This is a genomic window from Streptomyces sp. ME19-01-6 (assembly GCF_033793745.1).
Classification (GTDB): Bacteria; Actinomycetota; Actinomycetes; order Streptomycetales; family Streptomycetaceae; genus Streptomyces.
The window spans coordinates 56,766-79,450 of the sequence record NZ_JARAXF010000013.1 but is presented as its reverse complement, the minus strand read 5'-3'; the positions used below and the strand labels follow the sequence as shown (position 1 = coordinate 79,450).

Here is a 22,685-nt window from a genome sequence, read left to right as displayed (position 1 = left end):
CCGTGGTGTTCATGTTCTCCGGGCAGGGCTCGCAGTACCACCACATGGGCCGGGAGCTCTACGACGACAACGAGGTGTTCCGCACCGCGCTGCACCGCTACGACGCCGCGGTCGCCGAGGAGCTCGGCGAGTCGGTGCTCGCCCGGATCTACGACCCGCGGAAGGGCAAGAACGACCCGTTCATCGAGACCCGGATCACCCACCCCGGGATCGTCATGATCGAGCTTGCCCTCGCGGAGACCCTGCGCGCGGCCGGGGTCGAGCCGGACTACCTGCTCGGCTCCAGCCTGGGCGAGTACGCGGCAGCCGCCGTCGCGGGCAGCCTCGACCCGGTTGACTGCCTGCGGCTGCTGATCCGGCAGGCCGACGCCCTGCGCGCGAGCCCACCCGGCGGCATGCTCGCCGTACTCGCCGGGCCCGAGGTGCTGGACCGCGTCCCCGAACTGCGCGCCTGCGAGATCGCCGCCCGCAACTACCCGGGCAACTTCGTGCTCGCCGGTGCGCAGGACGCGCTGGTCCGTGCCGAGGCGGCGCTGCGCGCGGCCGAGGTGCTGCATGTGCGGGTGCCGGTGGAATACGCGTTCCACTCCCGGCTGATGGAGCCGGTGTCCCAGGAGTGCCGGAGCGCCTTCGAGGGCGTGGTGTTCGCACCGCCGCGCATCCCGTGGGTGTCCTGTGCGGACGGCGAAACGGTGGAGCGGCCGAGCGCCGAACACTTCTGGCGGGTGGCCCGCGGACCGATCGAGTTCGCGCGCACCATGGCCGCCATGCGGCGCCGCGGCTCGTTCCTCTACCTCGACCTCGGCCCCTCGGGCACCCTGCACAGCTTCGTCCGCGGCAACCTTCCGAACCGTGCGGACGCCGCGTCGCTGCCGCTGCTCAGCCCGTTCGGCGAGGACGTCCGCCTCCTGGACCGAGCCCGCGCCCAGGCCCGCCGCCCACCCCCCACGGCCCCGCGCGCCACGGCGCCCCCGCCGACAGCGGTGGCGAACGCCGCGCCCGGCGGGGGACCGGGGGAGGGGCCGCACATCCCAGCAGCGAGGACGACCGCGACGACACCCAGGAAGGCACACCGCATGAAGGTCTATGGTTTCCCGGGCCAAGGCGCACAGCGGCGGAAGATGGGCGCGGGGCTGTTCGAGCGGTTCCCGGAGCACACGGCGACCGCCGACCGCGTGCTCGGCTACTCGATCGAGGAGCTGTGCCTCACCGACCCGCAACGCCGGCTCGCCCGCACCGAGTTCACCCAGCCCGCGCTCTACGTGGTGGGCGCGCTGGCCTATCTGGACCGGGCGGCGCAGGACCCGGTGGAGCCGGACTACCTCGTCGGGCACAGCCTCGGCGAGTACGTGGCGCTGTTCGCGGCCGGCGTGTTCGACTTCGAGACCGGACTGCGCCTGGTGCGGCGGCGCGGCGAGCTGATGGCCGCCGCCGGAGACGGCGCGATGGCCGCGGTGGTCGGGATCGACGAGGACACCGTCACCCGCATCCTCGCCGAGCCCGGCCTCGACGGCCTGGATCTGGCCAACCACAACGCCATGGACCAGTTCGTGATCTCCGGCCCGCAGGAACAGCTCGACGCGGCGTGCGCGGCGTTCGAGGCCGCCGGGGCCCGTACAGTCCGGCTGCACGTGAGCGCGCCGCTGCACTCCCGGTACATGCGCCCGGCCGCCGAGGAATTCGCCCGCTTCCTGGACGGGTTCCCCCTGTACCCCCCGACGATCCCCGTGCTCGCGAACGTCGACGCCGCCCCGTACACGGCCGACACCCTCAGGGAGCGCCTCGCCGCGCAGATCGCCTCGCCGGTCCGCTGGACCGAGACCGTACGCAGGCTGATGGGGTACGGCGACGGCGACTTCGAGTTCATCGAGCTCGGCCCCGGCCACGTGCTCACCAAGCTGGTGCGGCGCATCAGGGAGTCCGCCGGGCCCCTGCCGGCGGGCTCGCCGGCCTCCCCGCCCTCCACTGCACCCACGCACCCCGAGCCGAGCCCCGCCGCCACCGCGGCACGCCCCGCCGCCCCTGCCGCGCCGAACCCCACCGCCGACACGCTCGGCGCCCGCACCTTCCGCGAACGGTACGGCCTGGGCCGCGCCTACGTGATCGGCTCGATGTACGGCGGGGTATCCGGCCGGGACCTGGTGCGCGCGGCGGCGAAGGCGGGCCTGCTGGGCTTCCTCGGCACCGGCGGGCTCACCGCCAACGAGCTGGACCGGAAGTTGCGCGGCCTCGTCGACGACCTCGGCCCGGGCGGCGCGTACGGCGCCAACCTGCTCTACCCGCACGGCGCCCCCGAACAGGAGGCCCATCTGGTCGATGCCCTCCTGCGCCACGGCGTCGACCTGGTCGAGGCGTCCGGCTACCCCCTGATCACCGAGGACCTGGTCCGCTTCCGGCTCAAGGGCGGCCGGATCCTGGCGAAGGTGTCCCGCACCGACATCGCCGCCGCGTTCCTGGCCCCGCCGCCCGAGCGGCTGGTCGCGCGGCTGCGCGCGGCGGGAGCGGTCACCGACCAGGAGGCCGCCGCCGCGGCGGGCCGCCCCATGGCGGACGACCTGTGCGTCGAGGCGGACGGCGGCTGGTTGAGCGGCACCGCGGATCCGCTGACCCTGCTGCCCGCGGTGCTGCGGCTGCGGGACGAGGCGGCCGGGCAAGGCCACCGGGTGCACGTCGGATGCGCCGGCGGCATCGGCACCCCGGAGGCGGCCGCGGCCGCGTTCTTGATGGGGGCCGACTTCGTGCTGACCGGCTCGGTCAACCAGTGCTCGGTCGAGGCTGCCACCAGCGACGCGGTGAAGGACCTCCTGCGGGAGGCGCACGAGTACGACGTGGACACCGCCCCGTGGGGCGAACTGTTCGAACTCGGGGTGCGGGCCCGCTACCTCAAACGCGGGCTGTTCTTCCCCGCCCGGGCCTCCCGGCTGCACGAACTGTGGCGCCGCAACACCTCGTTCGACGACCTCGACCAGGACACCAGGACCCAGGTGCTCGACCGCTACCTGGGCGGGGAGCACTCCCCGGCCGCGACCACGGGGGTGGACACCAAGGTGGCGCTGGCCGACCTGTTCCGCAACTACTTCACCCGCGGCTTCCGCCTCGCGGTGGCCGGCGACCCGCGGTCCCGGGTCGACTACCTCGTCCACTGCGGCCCGGCGATGGGCGCGTTCAACCGGGCTGTCGCCGGCACCGGGCTGCACCCCTGGCGCGCCCGCACCGTCGAGGCCATCGCCGACACCCTCATGGAGGGCGCGGCCGTCCACGTCACCACCCGACTGAGGAGCCTCCAACAGACCTGGAGCATGTGATCCGTCATCCGCCCGACCCCCTGTCCCTCCCGCCGTCCCTCCCATGTATGCCGATGCCGACGCCTGTGCGCGCGGGTCGGAAGAGGAGATCACCATGAGCACCCTGCCGCAGAGCGAGCCCCTGATATTCAATCCGTTCACCCCGGAATTCATGATCGACCCGTATCCGCACTACGCGGAGTTGCGCAGGCATGTGCCGGTGCACGAGCATCCAGGCGGCTTCTGGATGTTCTCCGCCTACGAGGATGTGGCCGAGCTGCTGCGGTCCGGGCTGTCCGTCGAGCAGCGCCACGTCGCTCCCGGGCCGTTCCGCGACGCGTACGCGAAGGCGGGGGTCACCGACGAGCCGCGGCTGAAGGGTCTGGCCCTGCTGGACCGGGACCCGCCGGCCCAGACCCGGCTGCGCAAGCTGGTCACCACGGCGTTCACCATGCGCGCGATCGAGGCCATGGAACCGCGGATCCGCGCCCTGGTGGACGAGGCCCTCGACGGCATCGCCAGAGGTGGGGGCGGCGACCTGGTCGAGGCGCTGGCCTTCCCGCTGCCGTTCACCGTGGTCTCGCAGATGCTCGGCATGCCGCCGACCGACACCAAGCGCATGCGTGTGCTGACCAGCACCCTGATGCGCTCCGTCGAGCCGACCACCGACGTCGAGGTGATGCAGGCCGTCGAGGCCGCAGACGCGGAGCTGTTCGACCTGGTCAGCGAGGCCGTGGCGTGGAAGCGGCGCAACCCGGCCGACGACCTGCTCACCGCGCTGATCTCCGCCGAGGACAACGGGGACGTGCTCAGCCACGACGAGCTGGTGGCCCAGGTGACCATGCTGTACGTGGCGGGTCATGAGACCACCGTCAACCTGATCTCCGGCGGGACCCTGGCGCTGCTGCGCAACCCCGACCAGCTGGAACTCCTGCGCGCCAAGCCGGACCTGGAGAAGAACGCGATCGAGGAACTGCTGCGCTACGACGCCCCGGTGCACAACAGCCGGCGGATCACGCTCGAGCCGTACCACGCCCGCGGGTTCGAGATCCCGCCGGGCTCGTTCATCCTCGCCAACCTGGCCGGGGCCGACCGGGACGAGGAGTTCTTCGGACCCGACGCGGGCGAGTTGCGGCTGGAGCGCGAGAACGCACGCCGCCACCTGGCCTTCGGCGGCGGCATCCACCACTGCCTGGGGGCGACCCTGGCCCGTATCGAGGGCAGGGTGGCGATCGGCGAACTGGTGCGCCGCTTCCCGGGGCTGAGCCTGGACGGCGAGGTCGAGTGGAACGGCCTGCTGAGCCTGCGCGGGGCGGCCCGGCTGCCCATCCGGGTGTGACGGGTTCCGCCGTCCCCGGGCACCGGAATCGGTCCGGTGATCGCAAGACAGCAAGCGTCCGGATCAGCGTCACGGTGACGCTGATCCGGACGCTCCTTTGCTCATTTCCTCGCAGGAGACGGCATGCCGGCTACGTCGAGGAAGCGCGAGTGGGAGCCGGGGCGGGCTGGGGCGGGGCCAGAGTCTGGCGGCCGCCGGACCAACGGCGCATCAGGGGCAGTTCGAAGTACCGGTAGATGACCACTGACAGGGCCAGAGCGACGGCGATCAGTCCGAGGACGATCGCGAAGCCCACCCAGGGAGCCAGGTCGGGGTCAGGGCCGATCGCGTAGACGACGGCCATCATCAACGGGAAGTGGGTGAGGTAGAGGGCGAAGGAGGAGTCACCCAGGGTGATCAGGGCCGGGCGGAGCAGGCGTCGCGAGCGGCCCTGGAGGTCGGCCAGGGCCAACCTCGCAATGATCACCGCGAAGGCGGGAGCCATCGCCGAGCCCATCGCGTACTGCGGGGGCAGAGAGGGCAGGACGGTGAAGAACACGAAGACGGAGACAGCAAGGTACCGGCGGCGGACGTGGGGCCAGGTGCCGGTCTGGATGAGACGGGCGGTGGCGATGCCGAGGAGGAATTCCAGCAGCCGTACGGGCGGAAAGACGTAGATGAACCACAGGCTGCGTTCGTTGATGGGGAGCCAGTCGTACAGCTTCGGCCCCGGGATGGCAGCGGAGACCAGCGGCATCACGACGATCAGCACGGCGAGCGCCGTCCACACCGACCGCAGCCGGCGTACCGGGATCCGGTGGGCGACGACGATGAGGGCGGGGAAGAGCGCGTAGAAGAACACCTCACAGGAGATCGACCACGCTGGTGTGTTGAAACCCGAATACACGTCGATGTCGGGTATCCAGTCCTGGACCAGGAACAGGCTGGCGACAGCCGCCCCGGTCCCGTCTCCGGGAGGCGCTGGGATGGGTATCTCGGAGGCGGCCACGGCGAAGAGCACCAGGGTCATGGTCCAGGCGAGCAGGTGGTTGGGGAAGATCTTCCACCACCGGCGCCGCCAGAACCCGCCGGGCCGGTCACCGGGTCTGTGAGCCCAGGTCAGCACGAACCCGGAGAGGACGAAGAAGCCGCTCACCGCACCCGCCCCGAACGGCGCCACGATCCCGAGCGCCTTGTGCAGGGAACCGTCGAAGATCCCTGAGACATAGCTCATGTGGTACCAGATGACAGGAATGGAGAGGAGGAAACGCAGGCTCGTCAGAGACGGCAGACGACCGGCAGAGGGTTCGACGGACATGGCTTTCCATGCCTCCTGGATGTGGGTAGGCCGTTTATGGGCGCAGAGATGTGATCAGCCGACCGGTCGGGTCGCGTCGTGAACGCCCTTACCCCAAGGCGTACATGGCGATATAGGCCTGGCCGGGTGGACCGGATTGCATGATCCCGCGTTCACCGGCCGGGTGCACCAGGAGCACCATAGGCGACATTGCCCGTCCCCCGCGACGGGTTCTGACCGGCAACTCCAACCGCATGCCGATGTGTTGGACGCAAGGGCGCGGAAAGGTGATCGCTTGCCTGCGTCGATTGGCCATATCCGGCGGGGGATTCCGAGCTTGCGCCCTTTGTTCCTGCAGTTGACGGAGGAGGACGGATTCGGAGTCACGCTCAGTTCTCGGGGTCGAGCGGATCATTACCCTGTGTTCATTGCCTCGCGCTGTCGGCCTGGGTACCGTAGCCGTCGATCGCAGGGGCGAACAGGTCAGTTCGATTTTCGGGGTATATTGCGACTACGGGGCTTGCGGCCGCACTGCGGCCGGAATCACGGGGGAGAGATGCAAAGATGCACTGATTTTCTATGTTTTCAACTGTGTGTGCAACGATGTTGTTCCTCACCTTTTTGTGGTCGGGCGTTGCGCGGTAACCCTGTGCTGTCAGGGCTTCGCGGCGCCCTTTTTCGGGTGTAATCTCGCGATTCAGTCGTACGGGAATTCTTTGCGCCCTAAGAGAGTTGGCCGATTCGCGGCCGAATCCGTATGCGCTGACTCGCGACTCGCAAAGGCCAGCTTTTCCTTGGGGCCCCGGGGTTTTCCGCGACTGGATCCCCGGTCGGGCCCACCGCCGGTTCGGCGCTGTTCTGCGATGGATACCGACTCGCGACCTCCACGAGCTCCACGACCTCCATGAACAGCGGAAGCGACTATGAACGGATTTAGTGCCCATGACCAGTGTTGACAGCGACACCGTGCGCGCAGTCAGGGACCTCCCGGTGGCCGAGCGGCGGGACGACGCCTGGCGGATGCTGATGGCCCGCGGGGAGCCGGCGCACATGGACGGAGGCCTTGCGGTGACCAGCCTCGACGCCGTCAAGGCGGTGCTCAGGGAACCGAATCGGTTCTCCGCAAAGAAGGCGTTCGACGCCGTGGAGACCGGCTACCCCCTCATCCCTCTGGCCTTCGACCCACCCGAGCAGACCCATTACCGCCGGATCCTGCAGCCCTTCTTCAGCCCGCGCCGGATGCGGGCACTGGAGGAGTCGCTGCGCGCCCAGGTCATCGAGCTCATCGAGGCCGTGAAGGCCCGTGGCAGCTGTGACTTCCTCGCGGACATCGCCGTCCCCTTCCCGGCGCAGGCGCTGCTGACCCTGCTGGGACTGCCGCTCGACGACCGCGACCGCTTCATCGAGTCGAAGAACGCCGCTCTCGAACTCACTGCCGCCGCCGTCGGCGAGTTGGTCCTCACCGACGAGGAGCGGGACGCCAGGGTGGCCCAGACCATGGCCCTGGGCGGCTATCTGACGGAGCTGATACAGACCCGCCGCACCCAGCCCGGCGACGACATCCTCAGTGAGATCCTGGCCCTCGACGGCGACGACCGCCTCTCCGACACGGAAGCCATGGGCGTATGCCTCATGCTCGTGCTCGCCGGTCTGGAGACCGTCACCGACGCGCTGAGCCTCGGGATGGAGCGGCTGGCCACCCACCCCGAGCGACGCCAGGAGCTGGCGGACGACCCCTCCCTCGTCCCCGCCGCCGTGGAGGAACTGCTGCGGCTCGACCCACCGGCCCCGTTCCTGCCGCGGGTCACCACCGAGGACGTAGAGATCGCGGGCTGCCCCGTTTCCGCCGGGACCCTGGTCAACACTCACCTGACCACGGCCAACCGGGACGAGACATGCTGGCCCCGCCCCCACGACATCGATTTCCACCGCCCGGACAACCCGCACACCAGCTTCGGCGTCGGCGTGCACCGCTGCCTGGGCACGCACCTGGCGCGGCTGGAGATGCAGCTCGTCTTCGAGGAGTGGCACCGCTGGATCCCGGAGTACGCCATCGCCGAGGGCACCTCGCACCGAGCCAGGCTGGTACGCGCGAACATCGGGATGGAGTCGCTGCGGCTGACGATCCCGACGGCATGACCGCAACGTCGTGTTGTGGCAGCACTGCACGCATGCAAACGTCGTCGGATTTACGGACCTTGGGGGTGTTCGGCTTCGGAACATTCCGGACCACTGGCTCGGTGGGCACTGCGCCTGGCATCCTTCTCCTCATGAGCACACCACCAGACGGATTGCCCATCTACCGAGTCCTGACCGGACCGGACGACGCCGCGTTCTGCCGGCGTGTGAGCGAAGCGCTTGGTCTTGGCTACGAACTGCACGAAGGCCCCGCCGTCACCTTCAACGGTGAGAGCGTCATCGTCGCTCAGGCACTGGTCTGGCCAGGACGGTCGTAGGGACCTTGCCCCCGGTTGCTGCGGCTGGTGAATGCGCCGGGGTGGTTGCAGAGGCCGCACTGGCACTAACGGTGTGACATCGGGCATGGGAAGTGTCCGAATGCCTGGCTCGGCCCAGTTCTGGCAGACCGACGCTACTCAGCGCAGTACGGCCGCCAGCAGGTCGGTGCCCAGCGCCGTCAGATCGGGCAGATTGAGGGTGTAACGGACGTAACGACCGTGCCGCCGGGCCGTGAGCAGGCCCGCGCGGCGCAGGACGGCGAGGTGACGGGAGACCTCAGGGGGTGAGAGTTCCCAGAGGTGGGCCAGCTCACCGGTGGTGTGCGGGCCGCGGGCCAGGGCGCGCAGCAGCCGCAGCCGTACCGGATGCGCGAGTGCCTCCAGCCGTAGGGTGACCGTTTCCAGCGGTACCGGCTCCGATGGCCCCGGCTCGGCCACGGGGTACTGCACCACCGGCTGCCACCCGGGCGCGTGGACCGCCACCAGGTGCGGGCGGCCGAAGACACTGGGGATGAAGGTGACCCCCATGCCGTGGGCGGCGGTCGCCTTGTCCTGCAGCTTGTCCACGATGATGCAGTCGCCGTCCGGTGCCAGGGTGACCGCGCCGGAGACCGATGCGAGTGCCGACCCGATGCCCTGGCGCTTCAGCAGGTCGTTCTTCAGGCGCAGGTCGGTGGCGAGCTGCACGGCGACGCCCGCCCAGGCGGCGTCGAAGAAGGCCTCGGCGCACTGTTCGAGGGTGTGACGCACTCGCGCCCGCACCGCGGCCGGGTCCGCGAGCAGCCGTTCCGCGAAGGCCTCTTGCCGTGTGCCGCGGGCCAGGGCCAGGTCCAGGGCCCGCTCGCGCGCGGTCGCGTCGGTGAGCGGCGACGGCGCGCCGAAGTGGACCCGGTTGCTGCCGCACGTGGTGACGAGCGCGGCGGTCACATACGTCTCGTCGTCGATCCGGTCCACGTCGTCCAGCTCCTCGGCGAGGGTCGGCCGAGGCCGGGCCGGGATCAGGAAGTCGGCCTGTGAGGAACGCCAGAGGAACTCCGCCTCCCTGAGCCGCTCGGCCAGCTCCGGCCGCAGCCCGGCCCAGACGTCCGCGGCCCAGCCGGCGAGCTGCGGATGATGCCCGGGTTCGGCCAGCACGTGCAGCATCGCGGTCAGCTCGGCGAGCGGGGAGGCGGCGAACCGCAGTCGCTCGGACGGCAGGCCGCTGATGTCGATCCTCAATGTCACCCCTCATCATCACTGATCGGACGGCCGGCGACGGCGTTGGTTGACGGTATCCGTCAACCGACGTAGCAAGCCCGGCGGCCCAACGCACCGTTGACGCCATGGCAACCACCACCAAGATCCAGCCCCGCGCCCTCGTCCATGCCTCCGGAGGCCCCCGCTATGCCGTCGCCCTGGCCGTGGACGCGCTCGGCACCGGCCTGCTGCGGCCCTTTCTGCTGCTCTACGGGGTGACGGTGCTGAGGCTGTCCGCGCCGGTCACCGGCACCGCCATGACGGTCGGCGTCGTCGCGGGTCTGGTGTGCATGCCCGCGGTGGGCCGATGGCTGGACCGGGGCGCACGCAGCACGGTCGTGGCAGCGTCGATGCTGGTGCGGGTGCTGGGCGTGGCGCTGTTGCTGGCCACCCCGGCGGGGCACGTCTGGCCGTTCGCGACGGCGGCGCTCTTCCTCGGCACCGGCAACCAGGCATGGCCGGCCGCCCACGCAGCTCTCGTGGCCACGGTCGCCCATGGCCGGGAACGCGACGCCGCTCTCGCGGGGGGCCGCGCCCTGCGCAACGCCGGCCTGGGCGCGGGCGCGCTCCTCGCCACCGCGTGCCTGGCGGGCGGCACCACCGCATTGCAGGCGCTGGCAGCCGTCACCGGGCTCGCCTATCTCGCTGCGGCGGCGTTGGCGTGGTCGGTTCACCTGCGCGCGCATCCGGCCGCTACCCCGGCCAAGGACAGTGACGACGGGCCCGCACCCCGGATGCGCGCGCTGCTGGCCGCCAATGTGGTCTACGCCTTCTGCCTCAACGTCCCCGAAATCGCGCTCCCTCTGGTCCTGGTGACACAGTTGCACGCGTCCCCGGTGTGGTCGGCAGCCATCTTCGTGGCCAACACGGTGCTGGTGGTCACCCTGCAGGTTCCGGTCACCGTCCTGATGTCCCGCTTCTCCCGGCGGACCGTGCTGGCTCTCGCCGGCGTGGTACTCACCGTGTCCTACCTCGGCTTCCTCGCGGCCACCTCACTGGGACACGGCTGGGGTGCCCCGGCCGTCGCCACGGTGTCCGTGGTCTGCACTATCGGCGAGATCATCTATGCCGGCAGCGCCACCGCGCTCGTCACCCACCTCGCCCCGGCCCATGTCCTGGGACGCGCCCTCGCCCGCTTCCAGCTCTCCACGGGCTTCGGTCTCGCTGTCTCCCCGGTGGTCATCACCACTCTCGCCCCCCACGGCTCGGCCGCCCTCTGGGGCAGTCTCGCCGCTGCGACGCTCCTCTCCGCCTCCGCCGTCGCCCACTGAGCCACCGGAGCACCAACGGACCGAACCCGCCGACAGGGCCGCCTTCTGAAGCACTCCGGACACCGCTCGCGGCCGTGTTCCTCGCTCGGGCACCACCCGCGCCTCTCACAGACAGGGCACCAGCCCAGCCCGTCGCACTCGTTGCACAGCACGTAGCCCCGTCGCACCGTCTCCGGGGTGCATACCGGGTTCGGGCCTACGAACGGCTGTGGTCAGCTCCGTGTCACTGCCCGCATCCGTCACCTCGTCGGTGACCTGCCAGCTTGCCGAGGCCAGCAGCACGCCGCGCGGGTGACCACGGCGGCGTCGTAGTCCTCGGCGAGGCGCTCGACACGGGCCGTGGCGAGGTACTGGTACAGCAACGGCTCATGCCAGTCGACAATGAGCGGACCGGACGGCATGTAGGGATCCGGATCCTGGCCCGCGGTGAGCCGCGCGGCCAGCCGACGCAGCTCCGCAAGCAGCGACTCGGCCGCCCGGTCCAACTCCTCGCGCGCGCCTTCGATCTCCGCCCTCAGGACACCTCCATCACCGGATTGCCTCTTGTCGTAAGGGGCCGCTTCACATCCGTTGTCCCAGCCAGCGCAGCGAAGCAAGGCCCAGGGCCGTCATCATGGCCACGAGGTTGCGATCGGCGGCTGGTCCGGCCACGGCGGCCACTCGCAGGAGGAACCCCGCCTGCAGTGCGAGCACTTCATTGACGTGGACGGGATCAAGGTCACGGATCAGAGCGTGGCGCTCGGCGATCGGTTGCGGATCCACGCCGCTGAGCGACGCGCTCGACAGCAGTGTGACCGCGTCACAGTGCCGGGGGCCGACCCAGGCATGCGGCCAGTCGACGACGAACACACGGTCAGCGGTCAGCATGATGTTGAATGGGTACAGGTCTCCGTGCAGGAGCGTGCTGCCGACCAGAGAAGCGTTGTGTTCCAGGGCGACGAGCTCATCGAGATGATGGGCCGCCCACGGCGACAGCTTCTCTACCTTCGCCCTGGTGGCGGCGTCCGCCGCTATCTCCAGCCACCCTCCGAGGCGCGGCTTGCTCAAGATCGCCTCGTCCATGGGCGACGGCGTCAGGACCTCGGCCATATCGGTGACTGCCGTGAGCACCCTGTCCAGTTCGTCAGGCTGCCACGGCTGGGCGGGAAGACGTCCAGGGATCTCTTCGAAGACCAGCACCACCCAGGTGCCGTCGTCGTACGCGTCAAGCAACCGCGGCGTCGGCGCCTCGGCGGGAAGCCGCTGCGAGACCGCGATCTCCCGACGGTGGAAGTTTGCCACTGCCGGTGCCACCAGCGAGCTCGCTGCCTTGATGAACACACGCTTGCCGTTCGCCAAGTGCACTCGCGCGGCCAGACCTTCGGAAAACCCGCCTGGCTGGCTGAACGCGCCGGCAACCGGGCTGCCGAGCACCTGCTCGATCCGAGCCGTCACCTCCCTGGGCACCGCGGCCCAGGCCATCCTTCGGCTACCAGTGGCCTCGGGCATGACCAGCCCTGGCGTGGCGAGACGTTCATCGCGGTCACTTGTCATCGTGGAAACCGTTCGCGGCCTCTCGTCGTGGGCGGCTCATGTGCACCGGCGTGGACATCGAAGATCCCAAAGAGCTGGTCCGGCGTGGGTACGACGCGCTCTCCCTCCGGTATGACCAGGCGTACGACGCCGAGACGAAGTACCAGCGGTGGATCAGCGAACGGTCCGGTCGTATCCCGGCCGGGGGGACGGTGCTCGATCTTGGGTGCGTAAGCGGGGTTCCCGTCGCCCGCGCGTTGGCGACCGCGGGTCACCGTGTTACCGGCGTCGACATCAGTGAGGTGCGGATCCGCAGGGCCCGGGAGCTCGTGCCGCAGGCCGAGTTCATCCGCGCCCATGCTACCGCGGTGGACTTCGCGCCGGCCTCCTTCGACGCCGTCGTCTCCTTTTACGCCCTGATCCACATTTCGCTCGACGAACAGCTTCCGTTGCTGGGGAAGGTCGCCCGATGGCTGCGACCTGGCGGTTGGTTCCTGGGCACCACTGGCCATCGGGCCTGGACCGGTGCCGACGAGGACTGGCTGGGCGGCGGGACTGCTATGTGGTGGAGTCACGCGGACGCCGCCACGAACCGGGCCTGGATCACTCGAGCCGGGCTGACGGTCGAGTAGGAGGAGTTCGTGCCCGAAGGCGAGGGCGGCACGCTCTGTTCTGGGCCCGACGCCGCTGATGCCTTCCCCCGGTCGCTCGCTGTTCAGTGCGGTCGACGCCCTGCTCGAACAGGTCGCCGACCCCCTCCCGCCGCCCGCCGAGCGCAAACGTCTGCGCCAGGAGGCAGGGCGGAGTCAGGCGCAGATCGCGAGGGCACTGAAGACCCGGCGCGAGTCGGTGGGAAACTGGGAGACCGGCCGGGCCGAGCCGCGGCCGCCGAAGCGCGCCGCCTACGCCCGCCTCCTCGAAAATCTCGCCGCCCGCTGTGTGAACAGCCGCTGGCCCCGAAATGGCGCCTCGCAGCGGGCAATGCCGGTCATCGTGGCCACGATTGCGGCCGGCTCGTGGGTTCGGAACCTGGCCTCGATGAGCCGGTCGGCCTCGGCGACCTTCTCGTTGAGAACTTGGACTTTCGCGGGCACGCAGCCATCGGGTGAACCGCGCGGCCCCGCGGCGCCGGAGTGCTGCCGGGGTCTGATAGCCGGCCAGCGAGATGAGCGGGCGTCAACCAGCTTGAGGAGTTCCGGCTCGTCATCGGCGACGCGGCAAGATGCCTGAGCTGTGCGCGTGAACGATGAGCGCAACTCGGTGGCGTCTGGAGTGGAAGTCAGGAAGGCTGGCGCGCATGGTTTCGGTAGTGCAGAACGTGGCGATTGACTGTACGGATGCCTACGAGCTGGCGCGGTTCTGGAGCACGGTGACTGGCCATCCACAGCATCCGGAGGACAAACCGGGTGATCGGGAGACTCAGGTGCTGCTGGCGGAGGGCCCAGTGCTGCACTTCAACCAGGTGCCCGAGTTCAAGAAGATCAAGAACCGGATCCATCTGTGTTTGCGCCCTGAGACCTCGCGTGAGCAGGAGGTGGAACGGCTGCTGGGGATCGGCGCCACCTTTGTCACCGACCACCGGAACCCCGATGGCTCTGGCTGGGCAGTCCTTGCCGACCCCGAAGGCAACGAATTCTGCGTTCTTCGCAGCGAGTCCGACCGAGCCGCGATGAATTCCTGAAGCTCACGCGCCATCCTGGCCGGTTTCGTATGACAGCTGGTCACAACCACTCGCCGATGGCCGCGATGCGAATGGTCGCCTCGTAGCGGACCGTGAGTTTGCCGTACCTCGTGGCCACGGCCCGGTGCCTCTTGAGGCGGTTGATGCTGCACTCGACCGCGTGAGGCTGGCGGTAGTCGGTCTTGTGGATTTCGGCGGACGGTCGCCGCGAAAGCCGGGCTTCTTGCGGTTGCGGACGTGATCGGCCTTGTCCGGGATGGTGCAGCGGATCCCGCGTCTGCGCAGGGAGGCCCGGTTCTTCCGAGAGGCGTACGCCCGGTCGGCACGCACGCGTCGGGCCGGACGCAGGGCCTTCCCGGCCCGACGCGGGGACACAGATCGCTTCTGTCCCTGCTCGACCGCCAGGTGCAAGCTTGGTGGTCACGCCACCTCGTGAGCGTCCGAGACCGTGGCCGTCCGGTTCAGTGGCGATGCCGCCTTCCCAGTGATCCGGCTACGACCACAACCCTGCCCTGGTCCTCGTCAAAGACCGGGTAGGCCACTTCACCGATCTCACTGTTAGCCTCTGTGGAGTCAAAGTGACTCAAGGGGGAAGTCCGTGCTCACGTCTGTTGCCACGGAGTGGCTGTGGCTCATGGCTGTCATAGCCCTCGTGATCCACTGCTCCGCCATGGCTAGATGGGTACCGGTCCAGAAGTTCTGGATGGTGTATCCCTTCATCTGGGTTCTGTGTGGCACCGGAGCGGCGGCGCTTGGTGTGCGGCGAGGTTTCGCTCTGGCCGAAATGCTCGTCATGTGTTCGTTTGCCCTCATCGGGTTGACGATCGGGATGTTCCCGACTCGCAAGCTGTTTGTGAGGTGGGCGCACGAGAGCAACACGGGTGCGACGCGTGAGAGGTGGGACTACCCACGCTCACACCTCGCATTCTGCGTCGTCTCCGTGATCGTCATGTTGCTCGCAGCGATGCTGTTGACGCGGTGATATGCCTGAAGGCGAGCAATGTGTGGGCACCTTGAATCCGAACTCTCGGCGTTGCTCGGAGCGGAGGAGTGGCGTAGCAACGGGAGGCAGCCCGGAACTCGACAGAAGGCGGATAGAACAGTCACCCCGGGACGACCTGGCCTCTTACGGCCGTCGCAGGTGCTCTCTCCACTGCTCTCCCGCGAAGACCGCGCACGTGAAGTACCTGCGCAGGTCCCTTTCGGAGCCGATGGCCTGGGCGTTCTCAAAGGCGCGGTAGAAGTGCTTGCTCGCGTTGGGCCCGTCTAGCTGCTGACACAGTGCTGTGCCCAGCCCGTGTTCCAGCATGGGCCGCAGGTCGGCTTCGGCGCGCTTGACCGATCGGGGGCCGATGGTGTGGGTGTCCAGGATGCGCAGGCCATCCCGCAGGACCGGTTCGGCCTCGTCCGGATCGAAGGCCGCCAGGTGGAAGGACGCCATTTGGTGGCGAAGCGAAGCCGCGCCGTAGGCGCCCAGCGGTGCGCCCTCGCTGTCAGCGTGAGTCTTCTCGGCGGCGTAGTAGACCGCGTACAGCTGGGCCGCTGGTTGAACATGGCCCAGCTGCCAGGCGTCTTCGGCAGCGGTCTGGGCAAGTAAGGCGACGTCTGGGTGATCAGCTCCAAGCTCGCGGCGGGTATCGTTGATCCTTTCTTCGTAGAGCTGCAGCATGTCGTCGTAGCGATCGGCCTTGCGATAGGCAGCGGCAACCTTGAACCAGGCCCTTGTGGTGGCCTTGTCCTGGGGGCCTTTGTGTCGCTCGGTGTCCTCGGCTCGCTGGAGAGCAGCCACTAGCGGCCGCTCTCTGCGGGGCGTGACCAGTTGCGGCAACTGACGCTGTCGGGCGCGGAGTTTCAGCACTTCGGGACTATCGGGTCCGTGGGTGCGGCTGAGGTGGCGGATGGCGGACCCGGCCAGGTGCCGGAACTGTCGGTACTTCTTGAGCTCGAACAGCGCGAGTACGTAGGCACCCCGTACATCAGTGAACAGCCTGTCCATGGGGGCCAGATCGCGCTCGGCCAGGTTGACGGCAGTGTTCAAGAGCGACAGTGCACGACGCGGCTGGTGATCCAGCGATTCCTCTCGAGCCCGATCCAGTGCCCGGCTGACCGTCACCCAGGCTGAGGCGTATTGCCTGTAGTCCGCGTTGGTGATGAGGCCCGCCATTGAGTTCACCCCGTCCGCGTAGAGGTAGGCGCAACGACCTGGGCCACCTGACTGGGGAGTTCCGGTACTGACCGAGGTGTTGTCACTCAGTATCTCGTATGTCGAAGCGAGAGCGCCATGTTTGTGGGGTCTCACCGCGCAAGACCTGTCGGATGTCGGCGAGACCGGAACCGGAGTCCTACCGACTGGCCCGCACCAAGGCGCAGAAGAACGACGCCACGAAGTACACCATCACGACGCCACGGAGTAACTGAGATCCGTCGCGGTGAGCGATGCGGGCACCAAACGCAACCACATCGTGCCTCGTTCGCCCGGATCATCGTGCAGGTAGTGCACGAAACGCTCGTCCCACAGAGCCTCGTCCGCTCCCAAGTAGCGGGCAAGTTTGCGCCGCCCCCTTGGCACATCGAAGGGGACAAGCTCGGCCCGGCCCCGAGCGATCACCTGCCGGACACGCCCCGTCGCGAGATCGCACTCGTCTACCACGAGGGCGACGTTCGGGTCGTCCTTCACGCGGTCGAACAGCCGGGCCCAAGGGCCTGTCAAGGTCCAGAAGGCTCTCTCTTCCCAGAGAAACCAGACAGGACGCACCGTTGGCCCGCTCGTCGCGACGCGGGCGGTGAGCGGCTGCTGCAGGAAGGCGTCCACATCAAAACCAGGAGATTCCACGTCTCCCATCTTCTGGTGCCGCCGATCACTTCACCACCGGCCTACGACCTACGACCAAAGCCTCAGACGCTCCGAGCCACCGGAAGAAAAGGTCAAGACGATCAACTGAGGCCGCTGGAAGGCGTTCTGCCGGGGCCGCTGAACAACGTCGCAGCCACGCCGGCCTGCGCGCCATCCACCGTCACGAACAGATGAGTGCGGCGTGATCGTCTACGAGCGCGTGGCGAGCAGCCCCTACTCCGAACGCATCCTGCGCTCACTCGGCCTGGACGGCGTCGTACAAGTCTCCCCGCTCCACTGCCACACGCTGGACGAGGTCGAGCAGTTCCTGTAGGTGACGCAGGGAATAGCGGTGCCGGCACCGGGCATGGCGGAAGTCGTTGGCCGAGGTCCGGGCAGCGCGACGAGCGTCCCGAGGTCCTCGCGGCCCGAATCTCGGACCGCGAGGACCGGAGGGCGCGGGCGCGGCAGCGGCTACGGCTTGAGACCGGCGCGAAGGGCCTCGATGAACCAGGTGAACACCGGCGCCAGGCTCGGCGGGACAGGCCATCCGTTGATGACCGCCAAGAGGTGCCAATAGCGTTCCGCGCGGGGGTCGCCGGCGATCTCCAGGCGTGTCAGCAGCCAGCGACGCAGGTCAGTGTCATCGGCGCGACCGAAGACCTGAGCGTAGCGTGCGGTGAGGGCGTCGATGATGGGTGCGGCCTGGGCTGAGGTGGGGGAGATGCCGGCGGTGAGGGCGTGGCCGACCTGGTCGCGGACGGTTTCGGTGAGGTCGTGGTGCAGACCCGTGGTGTCGCCCTGGGCGCGTTCGGCTGCCTGGTGCTCGGCCATCCGGCGCACTGAGGTGCGGAAGTCCGGGTCCTGGGTGAGTTCGACGAGTTCTACCCAGGCGTCGACCTGATCGGGTTCGGGGTCGTCCGGCAGGTCGGGCATGGCAGAGCGCATCATGTCCACGAAGTCGGGATTGGCGTCCAGGCATCCGAAGGTGTCGTCGATGAAGTCGTTGACGAGGCGTCGGCGCTCGTCGTCGGAGAGTTTTGCGATCTTGTGCATCAGGTTCAATTCCTCAGGGGTGGAGCCCCGCTTGGCTACCGCTCGCAGCACCGCGCGACGCAGTCGCAGGGTGCGGATCTGCACGTCCAGAGCGTCGGCGTGCGCTGCCGCGACCTCCGGCACCGAGACCTCCCGGTCCAGCACCTGCCGGATGACGGCGAGGTCGAGTCCCAGGTCACGCAGTGTCCGTACGAGGTCCAGACGCGCGAGCGCACGCAGGTCGTAGAGCCGGTAGCCAGCCGGGCTGCGGTCAGTCGACGGCACGATTCCGGTGTCGGAGTAGAACCGTATGGTCTTCACCGTTAGCCCGGTCCGCCGGGCCAGTGCCCCGATCGTGTAGAGCGTGTCGCCGTCCATGCCTCCACCTTTGTGTCTCCCCTTACTGGAGACTCAAGTCCATCCTTCCGGGAAACCCGTCAACCCTAAAGGCGGGCACCGTGGCATCGCCGGCGCAATCGGCTCGCCGACGTCCAGACCGCTCACTCCTGGGGAAGCAAGGGGAACAGCCGGGTGATGAGGGCCACCGGCCGGGCGCCTTCAGGCCGCGCCAGGGGGCGTTGTTCGCGGTCTTGGTAGGGGGCGAGCGCCCGTCGGATGGCGTCCGCGACCCGGGTCATCTCTTCGGGCGTCAGATAGGCGACAGCGCTGAAGGCTTCCTCGTGACGCCATTCGGCCGGCGCTCGGTCGCGTTGGGCGAGCCATCGCTGCCAGCTCTCGTCCTCCAGCCCTCGGGCCAAGTCGCCGAACCCCTCCTCCGCGGGTGCACCGGCGGTGAGGTTGCGCTGCCTCAGGCGCCAGGGGCGTGCACGCCCCCCGTGGTGAGGGGCTTCCTCGATGTATCCGTGGCGTGCGAGCTGCCGAAGGTGAAACGAGCAGAGCCCCGAGCTGTAGCCCAGCCGGGCGGCGGCCTCGGTCGCCGTGACCGTGCCGACTTCGGCCAGCAGGTCCAGTAGGGCCGTGCGGACCTCGTGCTTGCGCAGCTCGTCGCCGATGTCCCGTGTCTGTTCGGGCAGGGGGTTGAGATCGTCTTCAGTCACTTTGCAAAGTCTGCTACTTTGCAAAGTGCCTGGCAAGAGGTTCTTATCGAAGGCATCAGCCTGCGGTGACGTCCGCCGCATGGATGGCGTGCGCAGAAGGGGAAACCGCGATGTCCGTTCGCCATAACCGGCCCCGTCCCGTAGACCGGCGAGTCCGTGTGCAGGGCCAACCCGTCGACTCGTATCCCGCTCTGCCGCCAGAGGCCGAACGGGGTTCGGTGCGCCGCATCACGGTGGTGGGCGAGGAGATCCTGAGCCGCACGTGCCAGGAGGCAGCCGAGTTCGGTACTCCGGAACTGTCCGCGTTAATCGACGACATGTTCCTGACGATGTATGTGGCCGATGGTGCCGGCTTGGCCGCCAACCAGGTAGGTGTCGACCTGAGGCTGTTCGTGTATGACTGCGCGGACGAGTATGGGATCCGCCATGTCGGCCACATCGTCAACCCGGTTCTCGACCTGCCCGATCCGGGTGGCCGCCTACTCGTTGACGAATCCGAGGGCTGCTTGTCCGTGCCCGGTGCCACTATGACGGTGCCCCGTACTGATCGTGCTGTCGTTCGCGGACTCGACAAGGACGGCAACCCCCTTGTTGTCGAAGGAATGGGTTACTTCGCGCGGTGCCTCCAGCACGAGACCGACCATCTCCTGGGCCACACCTATCTCGACCGACTGTCCAAGCGAGACCGCAAGGACGCGCTGCGGCAGATGGCAGACCGTCGTGACGATGTCTTCGCGCAACGCGCGATCAAAGCAGCCCGTTTGGGCCGGTGACCGGGAGGTGGCATAGGGCCTGTTCCATGCTGACCAGACGGTCAGGGCCGACGGTCTGGAAGGCGGAGGCGTCCTTGCGCTAGAAATCAGCCATGGGGGATATCCGCAACGAGTTCAGCGGGATGGCTTTCGGCCCCGTCGTCCAGGCGGGCAGCATCGACAGCGTTTTTGTCACCGTCTTTCCGGCTCCTTCCCAGGAGGTCGACGGCCTGCCGCGGGGACCGGCCGTCTTTGTCGGCCGGGAACAGCAACTCGATGCGCTGCTGGCCGACCTCAGTCCCCGCAAAGCACCGAAAACACCCGTGCATAGCCGCTCCACACGGGCAGCCAGGCGGCAAGCGCAGCGGGCCTGGGCCGCGGGCCACACCGTGCTCGTGCTGTCAGGCCCGGCCGGAGTGGGAAAGACAGCGCTGGTGTTGCGCGCTGCCCGGGAGACGATCGGACGCCGGTGGTATCTCAACGGTATCTACGCGGATCTCGGCGATGCCTCAAAAGCGTCCGCGGAGCCTGCCGTATTCACCGCACTGGGCGCTCTGCTGCACTCGCTCGGAGTGGCCGCGCCACAGGTCGGGGCCACGACCGCCGACCGTATGGCTCAGTACCGGGTCACGGTGAGCACGCTGGCCAAGCGGGGGAAGCCCGTGCTCGTCGTGCTGGACAACGTCTCCTCCCTCGACGAAGTCGAACCGCTGCTGCCACCGCATCCGCGCAACTGCGCCGTGGTCGTAAGCCGCCACCGGCTGACGCACGGCGCGTTGATGGGGGTGCGTCATCACGCTCTGGGACTGTTCGAGCCTGCGGAGGCCGTCGCATTCGTGACCCGTGCGCTGGCGGCTGCCGATCACGACGATGCGCGGGCGGCTGCCGACCCGGATGCGGTACGCCGGCTGTCGGAAGCCTGCGGTCGGCTCCCGCTCGCCCTGGACCTGGCCGTAGGCGAACTGGTGGCCGACCGGCGGTTGCCGGTGTCGGCGCTCGCCGACCGGCTGCGGGACGCCTCGCGACTGGTGGCACCGGACTCCGGCGCGGCCACCGTCCGAGCGGCCTTCGAACTGTCCTACACCCGGCTGCCCGCCGCGCAGGCCCGGCTGTTCCGGTTGCTGTCGCTGCATCCAGGTGCCCATTTCGGGGTCGAGGAGGCCGCCTCGCTCGGTGCGCTGCCGGCTGCCGAGGCAGCGGTTCAGCTCATGGATCTGTTCCGTGTCCACCTGCTGGCGGAGAGCGGGCCAAAGTACGGCGGATACCGGTTCCAGGGCCTGCTGCGGTCCTACGCCACTGACCTGGCCCGGACCGAGGAGACCGACTCCGAGCGCACGGCCGCCGTAGAGCGGCTGCTCGATTACTACGTACGGACCGTCGAAGAGGCCGAAACGTGGCGGGGCCCGGCTGCCACGTCGGCGGAGGGCGGCATGTTCACCGGATCCCGGCAGGCCCTCCGGTGGTTGGACCAACAGCGTCTGACCCTGATCGAAGCGGTCCGGACGGCGGGGGCTCTCGGCCTGCACGGCCCAGCCGTACGGCTCGCCCTGCGGCTGACCGGGTATCTGGAGCTACGCTGTCGCACCGGCGACCGGCTGACCGTCCTCGAACTCGCCGCCACTGCGGCGCACTCGGCCGGGGACCACAACGCGGAGGCGGAATGCCGGCGCCGGCTGGGTCATGTCCACGCCCAGTCGTCCCCTGTCTCGTCCGCCCTCCCGTACTACGGCAACGCCATGACCCTCTTCCTGCTCGGTGGAGACAGCGACGGGGCCCGAGCGGTGGTCGGCGACGTGCTGGCGCTCCTGGAGCGCTATCGCGCGCATGAACGGGATTCCGGCACTCTGATCATCCGGTACGAAGCGGGCCTGGCCATCTGCCGACAAGGTGGCGATCCGGCCGCGGTCGCAGTCCTCCTCAACGATCTGGGCAACTTCCACCAGCGCTGCGGTGCCCACCACCGCGCGGCCGGCTGCCACGCCGAAGCTCTCGCGCTCCGCGAGCAGGCGCGCGATCTGGCCGGTGTCGCCGAGTCGCTGGCCAACCTGGCCAACGCGCAGCGCGGCAAGAGCGACGACCGGAACGCCGCCACCGGTTACGAACGGGCCGCCGCCCTCTTCCGCGAGCTGCGGGAGAGCCGCCAAGAGGCCCAAGCGCTGGAGAACCTCGGCCTGGTTCACCTCCAGGCCCGCCGGATACGGCTCGCGCGCCCAGCGTTCGAACAGGCCGCTGAAGTGTTCGAGCGGGAAGGCATGCAAGGCGATGCCGAGCGGGTACGCGCCCGTGTGGAACAGCTCCGCGGTCGGAGCGCCCGCCGCCGGGCCATCGGCATGGCGCGGCATCAGGCGGCCCATGTGCTCGGCGAGGAGCACGAGAGCAGGCGGGGCAGCTCGCGGGGCAGCCCGCAGCGGTCCTCTGGCACGGGCGGTCGACGCCCGGACCGCATCGACATCGATGTGCCCGACCTCGACGACGTCATTGACTTCACGGAGCTGGGGACCGTTCCGGACTACGGGCTCGACTACGGCGACGACGGGTTCGACGACGGCACCGACGACATGTCCGGCGACGACCTGGAATTCGACGACGACTGAGAGCGCTGGCCCGGGAGTTCAAGGCAGCTTTTACCGGATGACCCATCGCCCTGTGCCCTCTCCGAGATCGCCGCGATCATCAGGCGCGAGCTCGCTGCGCGCCAGATCGGTGAGGCGCGTTCGCCACCGAGCGCTGGTGGGACCTCGCCTATCCGGTCACCTACGACATTCTGCGGGACCGCCGTCACGGCCCGGTGGCCTCGGTCGGCGTCGACACCTCGATCTGGGACGCTGTCGGCAAGGCGTTGCGGATGCCGCTGCACCGGCTGTGGGGCGGCTACCGCAGGGAGACTCCCCTGATGGCGATCGGCGGGTACTACGGAGAACCGCGGGGCGCCATCGAGGATGCGGTCGCGAG

General features: G+C 68.8%; 19 protein-coding genes and 1 pseudogene. 12 read left to right on the top strand and 8 right to left on the bottom strand.

What is annotated here, in order from left to right; all coding sequences use genetic code 11:
- The first annotated feature begins 11 nt into the window (after positions 1-11).
- Positions 12-3,305, top strand: a complete 3,294-nt coding sequence (fabD, locus tag PV419_RS27050; RefSeq protein WP_415925393.1) for an ACP S-malonyltransferase — start codon at positions 12-14, stop codon at positions 3,303-3,305.
- Positions 3,306-3,399: 94 nt separating this feature from the next.
- Positions 3,400-4,623 (top strand): cytochrome P450, encoded by a 1,224-nt coding sequence (locus tag PV419_RS27045; RefSeq protein ID WP_319693379.1) that lies wholly within the window; start codon positions 3,400-3,402, stop codon positions 4,621-4,623.
- Positions 4,624-4,753: 130 nt separating this feature from the next.
- Here PV419_RS27045 and PV419_RS27040 read toward each other — a convergent pair whose 3' ends face one another.
- Positions 4,754-5,920 (bottom strand): acyltransferase, encoded by a 1,167-nt coding sequence (locus PV419_RS27040; RefSeq protein ID WP_319693377.1) that lies wholly within the window; start codon positions 5,918-5,920, stop codon positions 4,754-4,756.
- A gap of 921 nt (positions 5,921-6,841) precedes the next feature.
- Here PV419_RS27040 and PV419_RS27035 point away from each other — a divergent pair.
- Positions 6,842-8,038 (top strand): cytochrome P450, encoded by a 1,197-nt coding sequence (locus PV419_RS27035; RefSeq protein ID WP_319693376.1) that lies wholly within the window; start codon positions 6,842-6,844, stop codon positions 8,036-8,038.
- Positions 8,039-8,169: 131 nt separating this feature from the next.
- Positions 8,170-8,355, top strand: coding sequence for a DUF1737 domain-containing protein (locus PV419_RS27030; protein WP_319693373.1), 186 nt, complete (start codon positions 8,170-8,172; stop codon positions 8,353-8,355).
- Between the two features lie 138 nt (positions 8,356-8,493).
- Here PV419_RS27030 and PV419_RS27025 read toward each other — a convergent pair whose 3' ends face one another.
- The gene (locus tag PV419_RS27025) at positions 8,494-9,579 is read right to left on the bottom strand and encodes a helix-turn-helix domain-containing protein (RefSeq protein ID WP_319693372.1); all 1,086 of its coding nucleotides are present in this window, start codon (positions 9,577-9,579) and stop codon (positions 8,494-8,496) included.
- Positions 9,580-9,677: 98 nt separating this feature from the next.
- Between PV419_RS27025 and PV419_RS27020 the strand changes: the two genes are divergently transcribed.
- Entirely contained in the window at positions 9,678-10,862 is a 1,185-nt protein-coding gene (locus PV419_RS27020; RefSeq protein WP_319693370.1) for an MFS transporter, read from the top strand.
- 239 nt (positions 10,863-11,101) lie between these two features.
- Here the strand turns inward: PV419_RS27020 and PV419_RS27015 are convergent, their stop codons facing one another.
- Together PV419_RS27015 and PV419_RS27010 are read right to left on the bottom strand one after the other, a co-directional pair.
- The gene (locus PV419_RS27015; protein WP_319693368.1) at positions 11,102-11,347 is read right to left on the bottom strand and encodes a hypothetical protein; all 246 of its coding nucleotides are present in this window, start codon (positions 11,345-11,347) and stop codon (positions 11,102-11,104) included.
- Positions 11,348-11,423: 76 nt separating this feature from the next.
- A complete protein-coding gene (locus PV419_RS27010) occupies positions 11,424-12,395 on the bottom strand; it encodes an aminoglycoside phosphotransferase family protein (protein WP_319693366.1) in 972 nt (323 codons plus the stop codon).
- Between the two features lie 50 nt (positions 12,396-12,445).
- Between PV419_RS27010 and PV419_RS27005 the strand changes: the two genes are divergently transcribed.
- The 4 genes and pseudogenes from PV419_RS27005 to PV419_RS26990 all read left to right on the top strand — a co-directional run bounded on the left by PV419_RS27005 (position 12,446) and on the right by PV419_RS26990 (position 15,037).
- A complete protein-coding gene (locus PV419_RS27005; protein ID WP_319693365.1) occupies positions 12,446-13,006 on the top strand; it encodes a class I SAM-dependent methyltransferase in 561 nt (186 codons plus the stop codon).
- Positions 13,007-13,064: 58 nt separating this feature from the next.
- Positions 13,065-13,310: pseudogene (locus PV419_RS27000) on the top strand (helix-turn-helix transcriptional regulator); the annotation flags it as partial.
- A 361-nt stretch (positions 13,311-13,671) separates the two neighbouring features.
- Positions 13,672-14,055 (top strand): VOC family protein, encoded by a 384-nt coding sequence (locus tag PV419_RS26995; RefSeq protein WP_319693363.1) that lies wholly within the window; start codon positions 13,672-13,674, stop codon positions 14,053-14,055.
- A 598-nt stretch (positions 14,056-14,653) separates the two neighbouring features.
- Positions 14,654-15,037, top strand: a complete 384-nt coding sequence (locus PV419_RS26990) for a hypothetical protein (RefSeq protein WP_319693362.1) — start codon at positions 14,654-14,656, stop codon at positions 15,035-15,037.
- 144 nt (positions 15,038-15,181) lie between these two features.
- On the opposite strand, the gene PV419_RS26985 is transcribed toward PV419_RS26990, so the two are convergent.
- Both PV419_RS26985 and PV419_RS26980 read right to left on the bottom strand, forming a co-directional pair.
- Positions 15,182-16,219 carry a tetratricopeptide repeat protein gene (locus PV419_RS26985; RefSeq protein WP_319693360.1) on the bottom strand — a complete coding sequence of 346 codons (1,038 nt, stop codon included), beginning with the start codon at positions 16,217-16,219 and terminating at the stop codon, positions 15,182-15,184.
- Positions 16,220-16,450: 231 nt separating this feature from the next.
- A complete protein-coding gene (locus PV419_RS26980; RefSeq protein WP_319693359.1) occupies positions 16,451-16,897 on the bottom strand; it encodes a pyridoxamine 5'-phosphate oxidase family protein in 447 nt (148 codons plus the stop codon).
- Positions 16,898-17,090: 193 nt separating this feature from the next.
- Between PV419_RS26980 and PV419_RS26975 the strand changes: the two genes are divergently transcribed.
- Positions 17,091-17,222, top strand: coding sequence for a hypothetical protein (locus PV419_RS26975; protein ID WP_319693357.1), 132 nt, complete (start codon positions 17,091-17,093; stop codon positions 17,220-17,222).
- 140 nt (positions 17,223-17,362) lie between these two features.
- Here the strand turns inward: PV419_RS26975 and PV419_RS26970 are convergent, their stop codons facing one another.
- Together PV419_RS26970 and PV419_RS26965 are read right to left on the bottom strand one after the other, a co-directional pair.
- Entirely contained in the window at positions 17,363-18,301 is a 939-nt protein-coding gene (locus PV419_RS26970) for a MerR family transcriptional regulator (protein ID WP_319693355.1), read from the bottom strand.
- A 122-nt stretch (positions 18,302-18,423) separates the two neighbouring features.
- Positions 18,424-18,981: a winged helix-turn-helix domain-containing protein gene (locus PV419_RS26965; RefSeq protein WP_319693353.1), complete on the bottom strand. Its 558-nt coding sequence runs from the start codon at positions 18,979-18,981 to the stop codon at positions 18,424-18,426.
- A 110-nt stretch (positions 18,982-19,091) separates the two neighbouring features.
- Between PV419_RS26965 and def the strand changes: the two genes are divergently transcribed.
- Entirely contained in the window at positions 19,092-19,754 is a 663-nt protein-coding gene (gene def, locus PV419_RS26960) for a peptide deformylase (RefSeq protein WP_319693350.1), read from the top strand.
- A gap of 92 nt (positions 19,755-19,846) precedes the next feature.
- Positions 19,847-22,327, top strand: coding sequence for a tetratricopeptide repeat protein (locus tag PV419_RS26955; RefSeq protein ID WP_319693348.1), 2,481 nt, complete (start codon positions 19,847-19,849; stop codon positions 22,325-22,327).
- Positions 22,328-22,685: the final 358 nt, after the last annotated feature.

Excerpts from the sequence above, each read along its gene's own strand:
- PV419_RS27040 (WP_319693377.1), bottom strand. The coding sequence starts at position 5,920 with ATGTCCGTCGAACCCTCTGCCGGTCGTCTGCCGTCTCTGACGAGCCTG.
- PV419_RS27020 (WP_319693370.1), top strand. The coding sequence starts at position 9,678 with ATGGCAACCACCACCAAGATCCAGCCCCGCGCCCTCGTCCATGCCTCC.
- def (WP_319693350.1), top strand. The coding sequence starts at position 19,092 with ATGTCCGTTCGCCATAACCGGCCCCGTCCCGTAGACCGGCGAGTCCGT.
- PV419_RS26985 (WP_319693360.1), bottom strand. The coding sequence starts at position 16,219 with ATGGCGGGCCTCATCACCAACGCGGACTACAGGCAATACGCCTCAGCC.
- PV419_RS26980 (WP_319693359.1), bottom strand. The coding sequence starts at position 16,897 with ATGGGAGACGTGGAATCTCCTGGTTTTGATGTGGACGCCTTCCTGCAG.
- PV419_RS27035 (WP_319693376.1), top strand. The coding sequence starts at position 6,842 with ATGACCAGTGTTGACAGCGACACCGTGCGCGCAGTCAGGGACCTCCCG.
- PV419_RS26970 (WP_319693355.1), bottom strand. The coding sequence starts at position 18,301 with ATGGACGGCGACACGCTCTACACGATCGGGGCACTGGCCCGGCGGACC.
- PV419_RS26955 (WP_319693348.1), top strand. The coding sequence starts at position 19,847 with ATGGGGGATATCCGCAACGAGTTCAGCGGGATGGCTTTCGGCCCCGTC.
- PV419_RS26995 (WP_319693363.1), top strand. The coding sequence starts at position 13,672 with ATGGTTTCGGTAGTGCAGAACGTGGCGATTGACTGTACGGATGCCTAC.
- PV419_RS27010 (WP_319693366.1), bottom strand. The coding sequence starts at position 12,395 with ATGACAAGTGACCGCGATGAACGTCTCGCCACGCCAGGGCTGGTCATG.
- PV419_RS27045 (WP_319693379.1), top strand. The coding sequence starts at position 3,400 with ATGAGCACCCTGCCGCAGAGCGAGCCCCTGATATTCAATCCGTTCACC.
- fabD (WP_415925393.1), top strand. The coding sequence starts at position 12 with ATGTTCTCCGGGCAGGGCTCGCAGTACCACCACATGGGCCGGGAGCTC.
- PV419_RS27030 (WP_319693373.1), top strand. The coding sequence starts at position 8,170 with ATGAGCACACCACCAGACGGATTGCCCATCTACCGAGTCCTGACCGGA.